Below are 14,492 nucleotides of genomic sequence, written 5' to 3'. Positions count from 1 at the left end.
TTCTCCCAGACGGATAGCGGCACCGCATGGGGTAACTTGGGCAGTGACTCCACTTCGGCCCAGTCAGTATTCAATTCCAACAAGAATACCCTCCGGCCGGAACGGACCTGGAACTATGTTGTAGGGTATCGCTATAACTCCCAGATTTTCTCTGGATCAGTCGATTTCTACCATACCGATTACTACAATCGTCTGGCCGCCATCACCGAAGGTACGATAAACAACCCGTCGGGCGCCCTGATGAATGTCGGACGTGAAACCATGAACGGCGCTGATGTTCAGGGCACGATCCGCCCCGTGCATGGGCTGGAAATCACCAACAGCTTCAGCTGGAATGATGCGGAGTACCAGAGCACTTCCATTAATTACAATGGCACCAATTACGACATCAAGGGAAAGCATCAGGTCTATTACCCGAAGTTCATGTATAAGGCCAACCTGAACTATACCTACAAGCGTGCCATGTTTAACTTCAATGTTAACTACGTTGGCTCACGTTCCATGACATACATGAATGATGAGAAGATCCCGGCCTACTGGCTTGCCAGCCTCAACCTTGCCTACAACTTTGGCAAGATCGGCTTTGCCCAGAATATCAAGGCAGCTTTGGGTGTAACCAACCTGTTCAACTCGAATTACATTGGCGGTGCGACTGGCGCGGCATCTGTAACGGGTGACGACAACGCCAACCTGTTTGTTGCAGCCCCGCGCGAGTTCTATGGCACCATATCGGCAGCATTCTGATCTTGCTTACTAGCCAACCAATGTAGATATATAGGATCCCAGATGAAAAAAGCACTGTTGCTATCAGGCTGTTTTGCTGCCTTTTCACTTACTGCACAGGCGCAGGATATGCCTGCTGGCAGCATCGCCCCCGATATGCCGGAAAAATTTCAGGTACAGGACGCGAACTTTGACTATGTTCGCAAGAATGTCATGATTCCGATGCGTGACGGGGTGAAGCTTTACACCGTCATCCTGATCCCGAAAGCCGCCCATGATGCGCCGATCCTGCTGACCCGCACGCCGTACAGTGCGGATCACATGGTCTCCTATGCCTCCAGCGGGCATATGGCTTCCATCATGCAGGGGTATGACAACATGCCCGATGTCATCATGGATGGCGGCTACATCCGTGTCATTCAGGATGTACGCGGCAAACATGACTCCGAAGGCAAGTACGTCATGAACCGGCCCATGCATGACACGTCCCTCAACGGCACGCAGGTCGATCATGCTACCGATACGTGGGACACGATTGAGTGGCTGGTTCACAACCTGCCGCAAAGCAACAAAAAAGTCGGGATCATTGGCATATCATACGATGGCTACACATCCCTGACCGCCCTGTTCCATCCCCATCCGGCGCTCAAGGTCTCGGTGCCCATGAACCCGATGGTGGATGGCTGGATGGGTGATGACTGGTTCCACTATGGCGCTTTCCGTGAGGAAACGCTGCCCTATGTCTATAATCAGGACACCACGCCCAAAGGCACGGCAAAATGGTGGGCCAACGAATACGATGCCTACGACCTGTATCTCAATGGCGTCAGCGCCGGTGCCGTAGGCAAGGCGCGGGGCATGGACCAGATCGGCTTCTTCAAGCAGTTACTGGCCCATCCCGCTTATGATTCCTTCTGGCAGCAGCAGGCCATAGACAAACTCCTGCTGAAGGAAGGGCTGAAAGTGCCCACCCTTCTGGTGCACAGCCTGTGGGATCAGGAAGACATTTCTGGCGCGATTGACACCTATTACACGCTCCAGAAAAATGCCGCCTCTGCCGCCAATCTATACCTGGCCATGGGGCCATGGAACCACGGTGGTGAGGCGAAGGCTGCCAGCACGCTGGGCAGCATCAACTTCCATGCGGATACAGGGCTGTACTTCCGCAAGAAAATCCTTGAACCCTTCCTTGCCCATTATCTGAAAGATTCGTCCATTCCACTGCCTGGCCGGGTCACGGCATTCCGCACGGGCGATAACGAGTGGGAGACGACAACCACCCTGCCTTCACAGGATTGCAGGTCAGGCTGCACGGGCCTGCATTTTGAACCCGGACATGGCCTTGGCCTGGCCGCGCCTGTCGCGGATGCAGGTGTGGTCAGCTATACAGCCGACCCGGACCATCCGGTGCCCTATATTCCCCGTCCCGTCATTACCAGTTCTGCACCGGGCACACCCTGGGCCAACTGGCTGGCAACTGACCAGCGCAATGTTACGGCCCGGCCAGATGTGTTGAGCATGACATCGCCGGTCCTGACCCACCCCTTCACCATCAAGGGGCAGCCAGTTGTTCACCTGACCGCCTCTACCACCGGCACGGATGGGGACTTTGTGGTCAAACTGATTGATGTCTATCCCGATGAGGTACCTGAACAGCGCGAAATGGGCGGGTACCAGTTTATGGTCAGCGCCGATATCCTGCGCGGGCGGTATCGCAAAAGCTTCGAACACCCCGAAGCCATCCCTGCCAACACACCGCAGCTATACAGCTTCAACCTGCCCATGACGAACCATACCTTCCTGCCCGGCCACCGTATCATGGTACAGGTGCAGTCAAGCTGGTTCCCTCTTTATGACCGCAATCCGCAGACTTACGTGGATAACATCTTCCTTGCCGAAGCCAGTGCCTACAAATCGGCGCAGATCAGCATTGATGTGGCAAAGAGCTGGGTCGATGTTCATGCCACGACCCCCACTGGCAACATCTTTGCCGCTTCCACACCATAACGGCAGGCCCATAAACCAGAAAAGCACGGGATGCGGACAGCGCATCCCGTGCTTTTTTTATGTCTGGTCGGCAGACGGGGGTTATGGCTGGTCCGAAATCCTGCGCGGGTGCAGATCCTGCGCATCGAAACTGAAATCCGATCCGATGACCTGCATTTTCATACCCGTCACCTTACCCGTCATGTCACGCTCGAACTGCACGTAACAGTCATCCTCCGCATCCTGTGCACGATCATCCCACCGCACCACAAACAGGTCATGCGGCAATGCCTGTAGCGGACCGGCAAGCCCGCTGGCCTTGCCAAATGCAAGGCGGAGTGCCGTTCCCTGCTGTGTCACGTGCATGTCACCACGCCAGTCGTCATGGTACAGACCGACATAATCATGCGCATCGTGCGATGAAAGATGAATAAAGGGCCGCGCTGGCGAACCTGGCCCCTGGGTTGCGGCCATTTTGGCATCCTGCGCGTCTTTTGCCGTGGCCTCATCTTTCCAGTGCTTGACCCAGTCAGCACTTTTGCCGGTTACGACAAGTGAGTTCAGTGTCGTCTGGATGGAATAGATAGCGTGAGGATCATCATGATTGGTCAGCACCACGATCCCGGTCTGCATTTCTGGCAGGAACGAGACATAGCTGACCATGCCGTCGATCGTGCCCGTGTGCCAGACACGCCTTTTTCCAAAAAAGTCCTCGTTGAACCAGCCGTAGCCATAGGCACGAAAATGCCCCTCGGTCGCCTGCGCCGTATCGGGCAGTGGCAGTAGCGCGTGGGGTGCCCAGACCGCGTCACGTTGCGCCATGCTGATGATGGTCTTTCCCTCCGGGGTCTTGCCACCATTGAGATACATCTGCACCCAGCGGCTTATGCCATCGACGCTGCACCATATTCCACCCGCCGGAGCAACCGCGGGTAACTGCAGCGCTGCCCGGTCCGGCAGTACCGGATCGCCACCCTGCCCCGTTGCGACATCGACCTGCCCCTTTACCGGCGGCGTGCTCTGGCACGCGGGGAGGCCGGCAGCATCAATCAGCCGCGACTGGACAAAATCTTCCCAGCCTGTGCCGCTTATCCGCTCCACCAGGGCACCTGCAACAACATAGAGCAGGTTGTTATAGGCGTAATCCATGCGAAACGGCGCGGTAAAAGGCATGTAAGGCAAGGCAGCCAGAACTTCGGGCCGGGTAAAGGTGCTGTGGGAAAACAGCATCAGATCTCCCGCCCCCAACCCCATGCCACTATGATGGGTCAGCAGGTCGCTTACACGGAAATCGCGCGTAATGGCGGGATCAGCCACGCGGAATTCGGGCATATGGTCAATAACCCTGTCATCCCATTTCAGCTTGCCTTCATCCACCAGCATGGCGAGCGCCGTGGTCGTGAATTCCTTGGTATTGGACCCGATGGCAAAGAGCGTGCGTGTATCCACATTTCCGCTCTGCGCATCTTCACCCCGGCGGCCATAGCCGCGGGCAAAGACAACCTGCCCGTCATGCACGATGGCCACACCTATGCCGGGCACATGAAAAGCATCACGCGCCCGTTCAACAACGGTATCAATCTGCTCTGCTGTCAGGCCCGATGGTAATGAGGGCGCAGCCATGGCGGGAGAGACAGCAAGAGGAAGAAACGCAAACGACAGCGCCCCCATGCGGCGGAGCATCTGTGTAGTTAATGACCTGTTCACGGCTGGTTACTGTCCTTGATTACATTGAAAATAAGAAAATCATGACACGTTTCAGAATCAAAACATGAAATCCCTGCCCTGTCCCTTAATCATATGCAGCCAGCCCTTAACCTGATGGATGACTTTTCTGCTTTTTCAATGCGACAATTTTGCCAGGGCAACATCCAGTTCATTACGCAGCAGGGACAGGATATCCTGCGAAATATGCGAAAGGGCATAATCCGCCCGGAACAGCACCCGGCACGCCATATGCAGCGGTGGTGTCAGGGCCTGCGGTTTTGGCAGGCCGGGGTGATGCAGTACGGTCAGGGCATCGACAATGGCGTAGCCTGCCCCCAGCCGCACCAGTTCAGCGGCCATGTAATGCGTCCGTACCCGCACGGAGGGGGCTGCGCACAGACCGGCCTCCTCCATTGCCATGTCCAGCAGGCGGGCGGTCGGATCATTCTCGCTCAGGCCAATATAGCGAACCGGATCAAGCTGCCTCAGCATGACCGGCCCTTCCCTGCTTTCCCCGTCAATCAGCAGTAGCGGCACGTCAGCAATATGATGGGAACTGACACCATCATAGACATAATCCCCGAACACGATGCCCAGATCGAGGTCATGATTGAGGATACGCGATATGATTTCAGTACTATGCAGGGTATCGACCGTCAGTTCAGTGCCCGGATGGGCAGCGTGATAGCGCTGGATCACCCGCGGCACGAGGCTGAGGCCAAGGCTGGGCACGCAGCCTATCGTGATTGAATGGCCGTCACGGGCATAACGCAGGTTGTCGGTCAGGCGCTTGAGGTCAGACAGCGTGCCAAAGATCGTGTTGACATGGGGCAGCATGATCTGTGCCTCACGCGTGGGAACAAGGCGGCCACCCGTGCGCTCGAACAGGGCAAAACCCAGCGACTGCTCGGCATAGCGCAGGACCTTGCTTGCGGCGGGCTGGGATACATGCAGCACTTCCGCCGCCGCACGCAGCGACCCTGTCGTCATGATCGCATAAAAAACTTCAATCTGACGCAGACGCATGTCCCCAACCTCCCCCCGCTCCGGCTGATGATACAATACGCAACAGGCGGCCCATTGTACAACAGGTTAAAAAAATCATGCCTTTAAGGATTATTCAGGCCGCCTTTGCCCCGCACATGAGCAAAATGGTCATAAACCTGACGGGAAACCGTATTGAGCACCCTCACACCGGCGGCCTCATCGGGCAGGGATCTGCTCAGCATGACCAGAATGTAATGCTGACCATCTGGCAGGAACACGATGCCCGCATCATTGCGCACCCCGTCGACCCAGCCAGTCTTGTGCGCCACTGGCGTGCCGGATGGCAGGCCGGGCGGGATCATGTCGTTGAAAGTCTGCCCGCGCAGGATATCAATCATTGCCCTGCTCTGCTCTGGACCGACAATCTCGCCATGATCGAGTTTCTGCATGAACAGGCCAAGTCCCTTTGCCGTCATCTGGTTATGGATACCGCGGGCATTGGCATCAAAATCCTCGATCATCCGGCCAAAGCGCACGCCTTTGATGTGCTGGGTCCGGATAACGGCGCGGATATAGGGCACGCCGACCCGTTCGATCAGGAGATTGGTGGCAAGATTGCTGCTGTACTGGATCATGACGCGCAGCAATTCGGCAACCGCTACGGGCTGACCGCTCTGCGCATAGAGCGGATCATAGGAATCCTCCTTCTGGTCCAGCGCAAAGCTCCGGCTACCGACAAGGGAGTGGAACTGGTTCTTGACGACAATCCTGTCCTGCGGATGCAGGGTGCCCCTGGCAAACATGTCATAGGCTGCATCCAGCACGAACAGCTTCATGGTACTGGCGGCATTGATGTAGTCCGTGCAGTGCAGGCAGACTTCCGGCCGCTGACCGGACAGGGCCGCATAAACCGCAAAATGTCCCGGCTGCCCCGCCACGGTTGCGGCCACTTCATCTGATAACGATGCGGCATGCACCGGCGTAGATGCACACGCCGCCATCAGTACCGCGATTACGGTACCGCGCCACAGTTTTGCACAAATCCCGGGCATGGGTATTCCTTCCGTACGCAGGCCCAGACAGGCATGCTTGTCCGAATGATCTGCCATAGACGGCAGAAACATGATCCGATATCGCATTGTTTCAAAAACGATACAACATGTGTCATACCCGACTGGGCCAGCACTGGCCCTGACAGAAAGGGAGACGGTTCATGCTGGTACGCGCCTCCCTTAACCATGGGTTATGGGAAGACGGTATTTTTGAATTAGCCTGTCATGGCGTCTGTTCCTAGATTTCCAGACATCACATCGTCTGAGAAACATGACGGCCCCGCAAGGGGTAATGGATACAGAACGCAGGAGAAGGAATGTCGGCACAACGCAACATCACGGTCATAGGTGGCGGTGTCACGGGGCTGGCAACAGCGTATGCGCTCCTGCGTGACGGACACATGGTCACACTGATCGAACGGCGTGCCGATGTCGGGCAGGGAGCCAGTTTTGCCAATGGCGGCCAACTGAGTTACCGCTATGTCCACCCGCTGGCCGATGCCGGTGTCCCGCGTGAGGCCCTGGGCTGGTTTTTGCAGTCGGGCTCCCCCATTTCCCTGCACCTGCGGGCCGATCCGCATCAATGGCGCTGGATGCTGGCTTTCCTGCGGGCCTGTAATGCCAGGACCAATGCCCGCAACAGCGCACTGCTCCTGCAACTGGCGCTAAGCAGTCAGGCAGAGATTAACCAGTGGCGCAGCGAGGGGCTGAAGGACTTCCTGTGGCGCCAGCCCGGCAAGCTGGTGGTCTATCGCGATGCAGCCCGGTTCCGTAAGGCAGCGGCCGGTGTCAACAACCCGGAACTGGAACAGGTTCTTTCCCCTGCGGAATGCGCCCGCGTGGAACCCGCCTTCGCCTCGCTTGCACCCAGCCTTGCAGGCGGCATCTTTTCTCCGGCCGATGAGGTGGCGGACTGCCACCGCTTCTGCCTGTCCCTACGCGATGCGATGGGCGGCATGCCGGGCTTTAACCTGCTCCACGGCACTGCCAGCATGCAGGCGGGCACAGACGGGCGGTGCGAAGTACTGGTGGATGACAGGCCGCATGATACGGACCTTGTCGTACTGGCCGCCGGAGTGGAATCACGCCAGATGGCCAGACCGCTTGGCTTTGACCTGCCACTATACGGGCTGAAGGGATACAGCCTGACCCTGCGGGCCGCTGCTGGCACAATGCCCGATGTCAGCGTGACCGATTACGACAACCGTGTGGTCTATGCCCGGCTGGGCGATACGCTGCGCATTGCGGCCATGGTCGATATCGGCGCGCGTGATGCCAGCGTGAACCCCCAGCGCATTGCCCGGCTGCGTGAGCTTGCAGCGGCAGCATTGCCGCAGGCCGGACCGTACGACACGGCGCAGCCATGGGCGGGCCTGCGTCCGGCCACCCCCACGGGGGTGCCGATCATTGCCCGCACGCGCAGCCCCAACCTGTTGCTGAATGTAGGCCATGGCGCCCTTGGCTTTACACTTTCGGCTGGGTCAGCCCTGCGGGTCCGTGATCTCGTGCGCAGCCGCACCATGGCAGCGGCTCCTATGGCGTAAGGAGAAACAGGACATGCGCAATCCCGGCCTGACCCGTCGCCAGCTCCTTATGGGGGGTGGCATGACCGCAGGCTTCACGGCCCTGCCCTTCCGCGCGCAGGCAGCCCGCCATCATACGTGCATGGATGGACTTGCGGGGCTGGAAGCCGCCGTGGAAATTGCGGAAGATCACTGGGGCGTACCGCATATCCGCGCCAGAAGCATTGCCGATGCCTTCTTTGCCAACGGGTTCGTGGTAGCGCGCGACCGGCTGTGGGAACTGGATTTTGGCCACAGGCAGGCCCTGGGCCGACTGGCTGAAATATTCGGACCGGATTTCGTGCCATCCGACACGGCCAATCGCCTGTTCCTGTTCCGTGGTGATGCAGCAGCCGAACTGGCGCGTTTCTCCCCACAGGTGCAGGCCTGCGCGCGCGCCTATGTGGCGGGCATCAATGCCCGGCTGGACCAGCTTCGTGCCAGCCCCGAGCTGCTGCCACCCGAATTCAGGATTTTCGATTATGCGCCCCTGACATGGGATGTGCTGGACCTGATCCGCATCCGCGCCGAACCCGCAGGCAATACGCAGGGCGAAATCCGCCGGGCCCGCCTCGCCGCGCGTGGTGGCCTGTCCCATGATACCCTTACCACGCCACTGGAGCCCGCACATGAACTGCGCGTGCCGGACGGGCTTGATGTTCATGCCATATCGGAAAACGATCTTGGCCTGTTCGGAGTGCTTCAGACCCCGCTGCCGCTGGGGGCTGCGCACCCGCCTGGTGATGCCGCGCACCGGCGGATGAATTCCGGCAGCAATGCCTGGGTCATCGCCCCCACCCGCACGGTAACGCGCCGACCCATCCTGGCCAATGACCCGCATCTTGGTTTTGGCGTGCCAGGACCACGATATGTAATCCACATGAGCGCCCCGGGGCTGGATGTCATCGGCGGTGGCACGGCGGGCATGCCCGGCGTCATGCAGGGGCACAACGCGCATATCGCCTTTGGCCGAACGAATTTCCATATCGATCAGGAAGACCTGTTCATCCTGCGCACTCACCCTACCCAACCCGACCAATATTTCCATAACGGCACATGGAAGCAGATGGAAATCACCCACACCACCATTGCGGTGCGGGGCGAAGCCGAACGGGATGTGATGCTGCGTTATACGACCCAGGGGCCGATCGTCTCTGCCGATCGTGCACATCATCGTGCCACGGCAGTCAGCGCAACATGGCTCTACCCCGGAGCCAACGGGCTTCTGGTCAATATCGGCCTGAACCTTGCGCGCGACTGGACCAGCTTCCGCGAGGCACTGCGGGTACATACCAGTCCAACCAACTTCACCTATGCCGATACGCAGGGCAATATAGGCTGGCAGGCGGCAGGTGGCCTGCCAGCGCGGGCGGACGGGCACGACGGCCTGCTACCCGCACCCGGTGACGGGCGCTACGACTGGCACGGACTGCAGGCGCTGGAGATGCTCCCGTCAACCTTCAACCCCGCCCGTGGCTGGTTCGCCACCTCAAACGAGATGAACCTGCCCCCGAATTACCCCGCGCAGGAACGGCGTGTCAGTTTTGAATGGCGCGACCGTTTTCGCTACAATCGGGTCGCGCACATGCTGGATGCAACCCCGCATGCGGGCGTGGCGGACTGTGCCGCCCTTCAGCACGATACATTCTCGCAACTCGCGCTGGACGTGGTGGGGCTGCTGGGCAACGTACCGCCTGACCAGTGCAGCCAGCCTGCTGCGTGCATGGAACGGCCGGATCGAAGCCGATAGCCCGGCAGCAGCACTGTATGAAATATGGTGGACCCGGCTGGAACGGGCACTGTACGCCGTTCTGATCCCCCCGCACCTGCGCGAACTGCTGCCTGGCCCCATCAATGCAACTGTCCAGCTTGGGCTGCTGCGCACGCCAGACACCCGTCTCGGCCCGGTTCCCGCTACTGCCCGTGATACCATGCTGGTGGAAACCCTGCGTGCCGCAATGGCGGAACTGCGCCAGCGCCTGGGGCCCGATATGGCTGCATGGCGCTGGGGCACGCTGCATACGATCACGCTGGACCACCCATTGGCCGATATACCCGCCATCAAGGCGCAGTTCCCGCAACCTGGCGGCCACCAGACCGGCACGGGTGGCGATTCCTATACTGTAATGGCACGCTGGTACAATCCTCTTGCCAAAGGGCCAGATCCTTACAGGACCACGGGTGGGGCAAGTTACCTGATGGTCTGTGACGTGGGAGCGTGGGATAATTCGGTCTTCCTCAATTTCCCTGGTCAGGCAGGTGATCCGCGTTCCCCTCATTATGCAGATTTCCTGCCTGCATGGCTGAAGGGTCAGATGCAGCCGCTGCTTTTTTCCACCAGTCGGGTCAAGGCTGCGACCATCAGCCGCACGACACTGAAGCCGATAAAAAAATCATGAAGCCCGCAATCATTCTTGCCATGATGGCAGCCTGCGCTGGCAGCACCGCCATGGCGGCCGACACATCGACCGACAGGGCCATGGATGCCATCCTGGCACAGGGTGAGAGGCGTCCGCTTGCGGCCATCGCGGCCATACGGCTGCGCGCGGGGCATGCGGCCTACAGCTATTATGGCGGGTTTGCGCGCAGGACAGAGCATGACAGCGTGCCCGTGGGGACGGACACACTCTTCCGCATTGCCTCCGTCTCCAAGGTGGTGACGACCATCGGACTCATGGAGCTTGTGGAAAAGGGCCAGGTCGCGCTCGACAGTGACGTGTCGGACTATCTCGGCTTCCGCCTGCGTAATCCGGCTTTCGCGGATGTGCCGATTACGGTGCGGATGCTACTCAACCATACCGCGACCATTGTGGATGCGGACAGGTACACCCTTCCACCCGACCAGAAAATTGCCGACCTGTTCGCCCCGGGCCGCAAACCTGGCCAGTCTGATTATCATTTTGCCCCGGACGGCCAGCACAGGCCGGGCACATGGTTTGAATACTGCAACCTGTGTTATGGCCTGATCGGCACCATAATAGAACGCGCAAGCGGTGAACGGTTTGACCAGTACCAGCAGACCCATGTACTGGGGCCACTGGGCATTGATGGTGGCTATAATCCCCTGACCCTACGCCACCCCGAACGGCTGGCGACACTCTATACCCACCGTGCCGCCGGTTACGTGGCACAGGTCGATACCCAGCCGCCGCAGGGATGGAGCGCTGCCCAGCTTTCCACCTACGTCATCGGTTCCAATGGCAGCGCCTTTTCACCACAAGGCGGATTGCGGATTTCCGTTACCGGACTTGTCCGTCTTGCCCGCTTCATGCAGCAGGGCGGAATACTGGATGGCAAACGGCTCCTTTCCCCGCACGGCATTCACCTGATGGAAACCCCGACGTGGCGCAATGACGGGCATGATGGTACCTGCCCCTACCCCATTGCAAGCTACGGGCTGGGCATGATCGAGCTTACTGGCCAGCCGGATGCCAGCGGGCGCCTGACCGCACCTTACGCCGGCTATCAGGGCGGATTGCGCGGCCATCTGGGCGATGCCTACGGGCTCCATTCCGGCTTCTGGTATGATCCGGCAAAAGGGGACGTGTTCGTGTTTGCGATTGATGGCTACCCTGATGAAGACGAAGTGACACCGGGTAGCTACTCCTCTTTCACACGGGTGGAAGAACAGATTTTTACAACCCTTGCCGGAGCCACACGCTGATGGAACCTTCCTTTTTACCGCGCAGTCTGCTGCGCTGTGCCGGCTTGGGCCTGCTGGGCGGCATGCTGGCGACTTCATCCCTCCATGCCGCACCTATTACGGATATTTCCACCGAAAAACGTCTTGCCGCCCTTCTTGCCATGCCCTTTGCCACCAGCCTGACAGGCGCAGCGCAGGCCCAGCGCATTGCCTGGGTTGAACAGCGCGCCGGGGTGCGCAACATCCTGCTCTCCGATGGTGGTCAGGCGCCACGCCCGCTAACCCATTACACCCACGATGACGGAACCGACCTGTGGGGACTGGCCCTGACACCCGATGGCCGGACATTGGCCTATGTGGAAGGAGGTGACCCGGAATATCCGAACGACGCCCCTCCCAATGCAGGTCAGGCGATTTTTGCGGGCCTGCAGACCGTTCATCTGATTGGGCCATCGGGCAGTAATATTGTCATGGGAGAAGGTCATTCTCCCGCATTCTCGCCCGATGGGCGTTTTCTGGCCTTCAGCCATGGCGGAACGCTGATGATCGGACATACGGGAACCAGACCGACCCCCGCCTTTACCACACCGGGCGCAATTACCGGCCTGCGCTGGTCGCCGGATGGCCATCACATCGTCATTGAAATAGACCGTGGGTCGCATGGAGTCATCGCGTTATGGGATGTGAGGGAAAAGGCCGGGAACCTCACCTTCATCCCCCCGGGGCTGGCACATGACCGCCTGCCGGTCTTCTCACCTGACAGCCAGTCCATAGCCTTCGTGCGCACGCAGGATCCTGTGGTGGATACTGCGCCGGACAAAGGACGTTTCTGGTCCATACATGTCTATGATATCCCGACCGGCACCGAGCATAACCTGTGGACAGCACCGGCTGGCAAGGGATCACGGTTCGCAGCCCCTGAAGGCTCCGTGCTGGAATGGCTCCCGGACGGACGACTGCTCTTCCCATGGGAAGGCAGCGGATGGATGCGCATCTGCGCCCTGCCCATGGATGGATCAGGCACACCGGATTGTCTTACCCCCGATGGGGCGGAAGTTTCCACCTACCGCCTGTCGCCTGACGGCAAAAACCTGCTTTACACCGCCAATGCCGAAGATCTGGACCAGTGGCGTGCATGGTCGCGCCCCCTGGTGGGTGGCCCCGCCACGGCCCTGACAGCAGGAAATGACGAAATTGCCGCCTTGGTTACGGCGGGGACCGATATTGCGCTGATGGCGACCGGGGTAACACAGACGGCACACCCCGTTGTGCTTGACCATGACCGCACCCTGCTGCCCGTAAGCCCGGTACTACCTGATGATGTGACATTCGTGACACCGCAGAACGTGCGCTTTCACAGTGCAGATGGCCTTGAACTGCATGGGCAGCTTTTCAGACCCGCTGATGGAACATCACGCCACCCCGCGCTGATCTTCGTGCATGGTGGCCCGGAACGGCAGATGTTACCTGCGTTCAATGCAATGGGATATTATTCCAACACCTATATCATGAACCAGACCCTGGCCGCGCAGGGGTATGTCGTGCTGGCGGTCAATTATCGCAGTGGGTCCGGCTATGGCATGGCTTTCCGTGATGCCGCACAGATCGGACGCGCGGGGGCCAGTGAATACCGTGATGTGCAGGCGGCAGCAGCGTACCTCCAGCAGCAGGCCAATGTGGATACGACCCATATCGGGATATGGGGTGGAAGCTGGGGTGGCTACCTGACGGGGCTGGCGCTGGCGCGTAACAGCGATATTTTTGCAGCTGGAGTAGACTTTCATGGTGTGCATGACCTGACCGAGCCAGACCACGCAGGTCTTTCGCCCCAGCAGAACCGTGAAGCACATGAAACGGAATGGCGTTCCTCTCCCCTTGCTGACATTCAGCACTGGCGGGCACCCGTTCTGCTGGTGCATGGCGACGATGATCGCAATGTAGAATTCGAACAGTCCACCCTGCTGGCACGTGCCCTGACGGCGCAGGGCGTTCCATACGAGGATCATGTCTTTCCCGGTGAGCGACACGCCTTTCTACGCATGCAGGACTGGTTGCATGGCTATATGTGGATGGACCGTTTCTTTGAGCGCACACTCATGAACCCGACAAAACCATGATGCTTTTCCCACAAGGCTGCATCATTCACGATGAATGACTATCCGCCGGCGGCAGGATACAGGTGATGTCTGTAATGGACTTGTAACGGTTTAGTTCTGGATCATGGGTTATCTGTTCAGCGGCATTGCGCTCATGCTCCAGAGGACTGTTCCATATGCATCCTATGCCTGCTGCCACAGGAGCGTGCGGCTCTCAGGGTTTTTGAAGCAACCCTACGTGACAGCATTGTCTGAGCATGACCCTATCTACGCCTGATTACTTTTCCATCTATTTCCTATGTATTTCCTACACTGGCTTTGCTGCACAAAAAAACCCGCCTGTTGGGGGCGGGTTTAATGTATTTTATCGGATATGTTTGGTTGCGGGGGCACGCAGCCCCCGATACCGACATTCACTCTACGTAACAGTTTAGTTATTATTTATCAGAGTATTATATCCGAATTCTACCCTACTCCGAGATATTTACTGAAGATATGGACTGCTGTTCGAGAGCGAGCTATCAGTATCATGGCGAGATTGTATTTTTAAACATCCGAACACAAAAATAATAAAATAAAAAATACTTATATTAAAAAATAAAACCAATGCGTCATTAAGAATATTTCAATTTTCATTTGTAATATAAATGCAAAAATAAAAATTATTATATGCGTCAGATTTTTTCTTGAAATACACCGACGAACATCGCCCCCCTTGACTCACATCCCCTCCCTC

Annotated in this window: 10 protein-coding genes; 7 read left to right on the top strand and 3 right to left on the bottom strand. The window is 58.3% G+C overall.

The genetic code is table 11. The features are described from left to right. Both GXY01S_RS14790 and GXY01S_RS14785 read left to right on the top strand, forming a co-directional pair. Positions 1-744: TonB-dependent receptor domain-containing protein (locus tag GXY01S_RS14790; RefSeq protein WP_156470329.1), on the top strand; the 744-nt coding region annotated here is incomplete at its 5' end. Positions 745-786: 42 nt separating this feature from the next. Continuing rightward, positions 787-2,730 carry a CocE/NonD family hydrolase gene (locus GXY01S_RS14785; RefSeq protein ID WP_061276330.1) on the top strand — a complete coding sequence of 648 codons (1,944 nt, stop codon included), beginning with the start codon at positions 787-789 and terminating at the stop codon, positions 2,728-2,730. 81 nt (positions 2,731-2,811) lie between these two features. Here GXY01S_RS14785 and GXY01S_RS14780 read toward each other — a convergent pair whose 3' ends face one another. From GXY01S_RS14780 to GXY01S_RS14770, 3 genes are all read right to left on the bottom strand, one after another. Beyond that, on the bottom strand, positions 2,812-4,416 hold the full coding sequence (locus tag GXY01S_RS14780; protein ID WP_061276328.1) for a serine hydrolase: 1,605 nt from the start codon (positions 4,414-4,416) through the stop codon (positions 2,812-2,814). A gap of 135 nt (positions 4,417-4,551) precedes the next feature. Then, entirely contained in the window at positions 4,552-5,442 is an 891-nt protein-coding gene (locus GXY01S_RS14775; RefSeq protein ID WP_061276326.1) for a LysR family transcriptional regulator, read from the bottom strand. A gap of 83 nt (positions 5,443-5,525) precedes the next feature. Next, positions 5,526-6,455: a serine hydrolase gene (locus tag GXY01S_RS14770; protein WP_242501180.1), complete on the bottom strand. Its 930-nt coding sequence runs from the start codon at positions 6,453-6,455 to the stop codon at positions 5,526-5,528. A gap of 317 nt (positions 6,456-6,772) precedes the next feature. On the opposite strand from GXY01S_RS14770, the gene GXY01S_RS14765 reads away from it, so the two are divergent. Genes GXY01S_RS14765 through GXY01S_RS14750 form a run of 5 tightly spaced genes read left to right on the top strand, consistent with a single transcriptional unit; the run spans position 6,773 to position 13,777 of the window. Beyond that, positions 6,773-7,999 (top strand): FAD-dependent oxidoreductase, encoded by a 1,227-nt coding sequence (locus GXY01S_RS14765; RefSeq protein ID WP_061276322.1) that lies wholly within the window; start codon positions 6,773-6,775, stop codon positions 7,997-7,999. Between the two features lie 13 nt (positions 8,000-8,012). Then, positions 8,013-9,767 carry a penicillin acylase family protein gene (locus GXY01S_RS14760; protein ID WP_255210457.1) on the top strand — a complete coding sequence of 585 codons (1,755 nt, stop codon included), beginning with the start codon at positions 8,013-8,015 and terminating at the stop codon, positions 9,765-9,767. Further along, the gene (locus GXY01S_RS19055; protein WP_255210459.1) at positions 9,658-10,416 is read left to right on the top strand and encodes a penicillin acylase family protein; all 759 of its coding nucleotides are present in this window, start codon (positions 9,658-9,660) and stop codon (positions 10,414-10,416) included. Before GXY01S_RS14760 ends, GXY01S_RS19055 begins: the two co-directional genes overlap by 110 nt. Next, the gene (locus GXY01S_RS14755) at positions 10,413-11,681 is read left to right on the top strand and encodes a serine hydrolase domain-containing protein (RefSeq protein WP_061276320.1); all 1,269 of its coding nucleotides are present in this window, start codon (positions 10,413-10,415) and stop codon (positions 11,679-11,681) included. Before GXY01S_RS19055 ends, GXY01S_RS14755 begins: the two co-directional genes overlap by 4 nt. Next, entirely contained in the window at positions 11,681-13,777 is a 2,097-nt protein-coding gene (locus tag GXY01S_RS14750; RefSeq protein WP_242501181.1) for a S9 family peptidase, read from the top strand. Before GXY01S_RS14755 ends, GXY01S_RS14750 begins: the two co-directional genes overlap by 1 nt. The last annotated feature ends 715 nt before the right edge of the window (positions 13,778-14,492 follow it).

Source organism: Komagataeibacter xylinus NBRC 15237 (genome assembly GCF_001571345.1).
In the GTDB taxonomy this organism is placed as follows: domain Bacteria; phylum Pseudomonadota; class Alphaproteobacteria; order Acetobacterales; family Acetobacteraceae; genus Komagataeibacter; species Komagataeibacter xylinus.
Note: the sequence above shows the minus strand (reverse complement) of the source record. Positions and strands in the feature narration are given on the sequence as shown.

Bases quoted from the DNA above. Each gene is read 5' to 3' on its own strand.
- GXY01S_RS14775 (WP_061276326.1), bottom strand. From the start codon at position 5,442: ATGCGTCTGCGTCAGATTGAAGTTTTTTATGCGATCATGACGACAGGG.
- GXY01S_RS14750 (WP_242501181.1), top strand. From the start codon at position 11,681: ATGGAACCTTCCTTTTTACCGCGCAGTCTGCTGCGCTGTGCCGGCTTG.
- GXY01S_RS14760 (WP_255210457.1), top strand. From the start codon at position 8,013: ATGCGCAATCCCGGCCTGACCCGTCGCCAGCTCCTTATGGGGGGTGGC.
- GXY01S_RS14770 (WP_242501180.1), bottom strand. From the start codon at position 6,455: ATGCCCGGGATTTGTGCAAAACTGTGGCGCGGTACCGTAATCGCGGTA.
- GXY01S_RS14755 (WP_061276320.1), top strand. From the start codon at position 10,413: ATGAAGCCCGCAATCATTCTTGCCATGATGGCAGCCTGCGCTGGCAGC.
- GXY01S_RS14765 (WP_061276322.1), top strand. From the start codon at position 6,773: ATGTCGGCACAACGCAACATCACGGTCATAGGTGGCGGTGTCACGGGG.
- GXY01S_RS14785 (WP_061276330.1), top strand. From the start codon at position 787: ATGAAAAAAGCACTGTTGCTATCAGGCTGTTTTGCTGCCTTTTCACTT.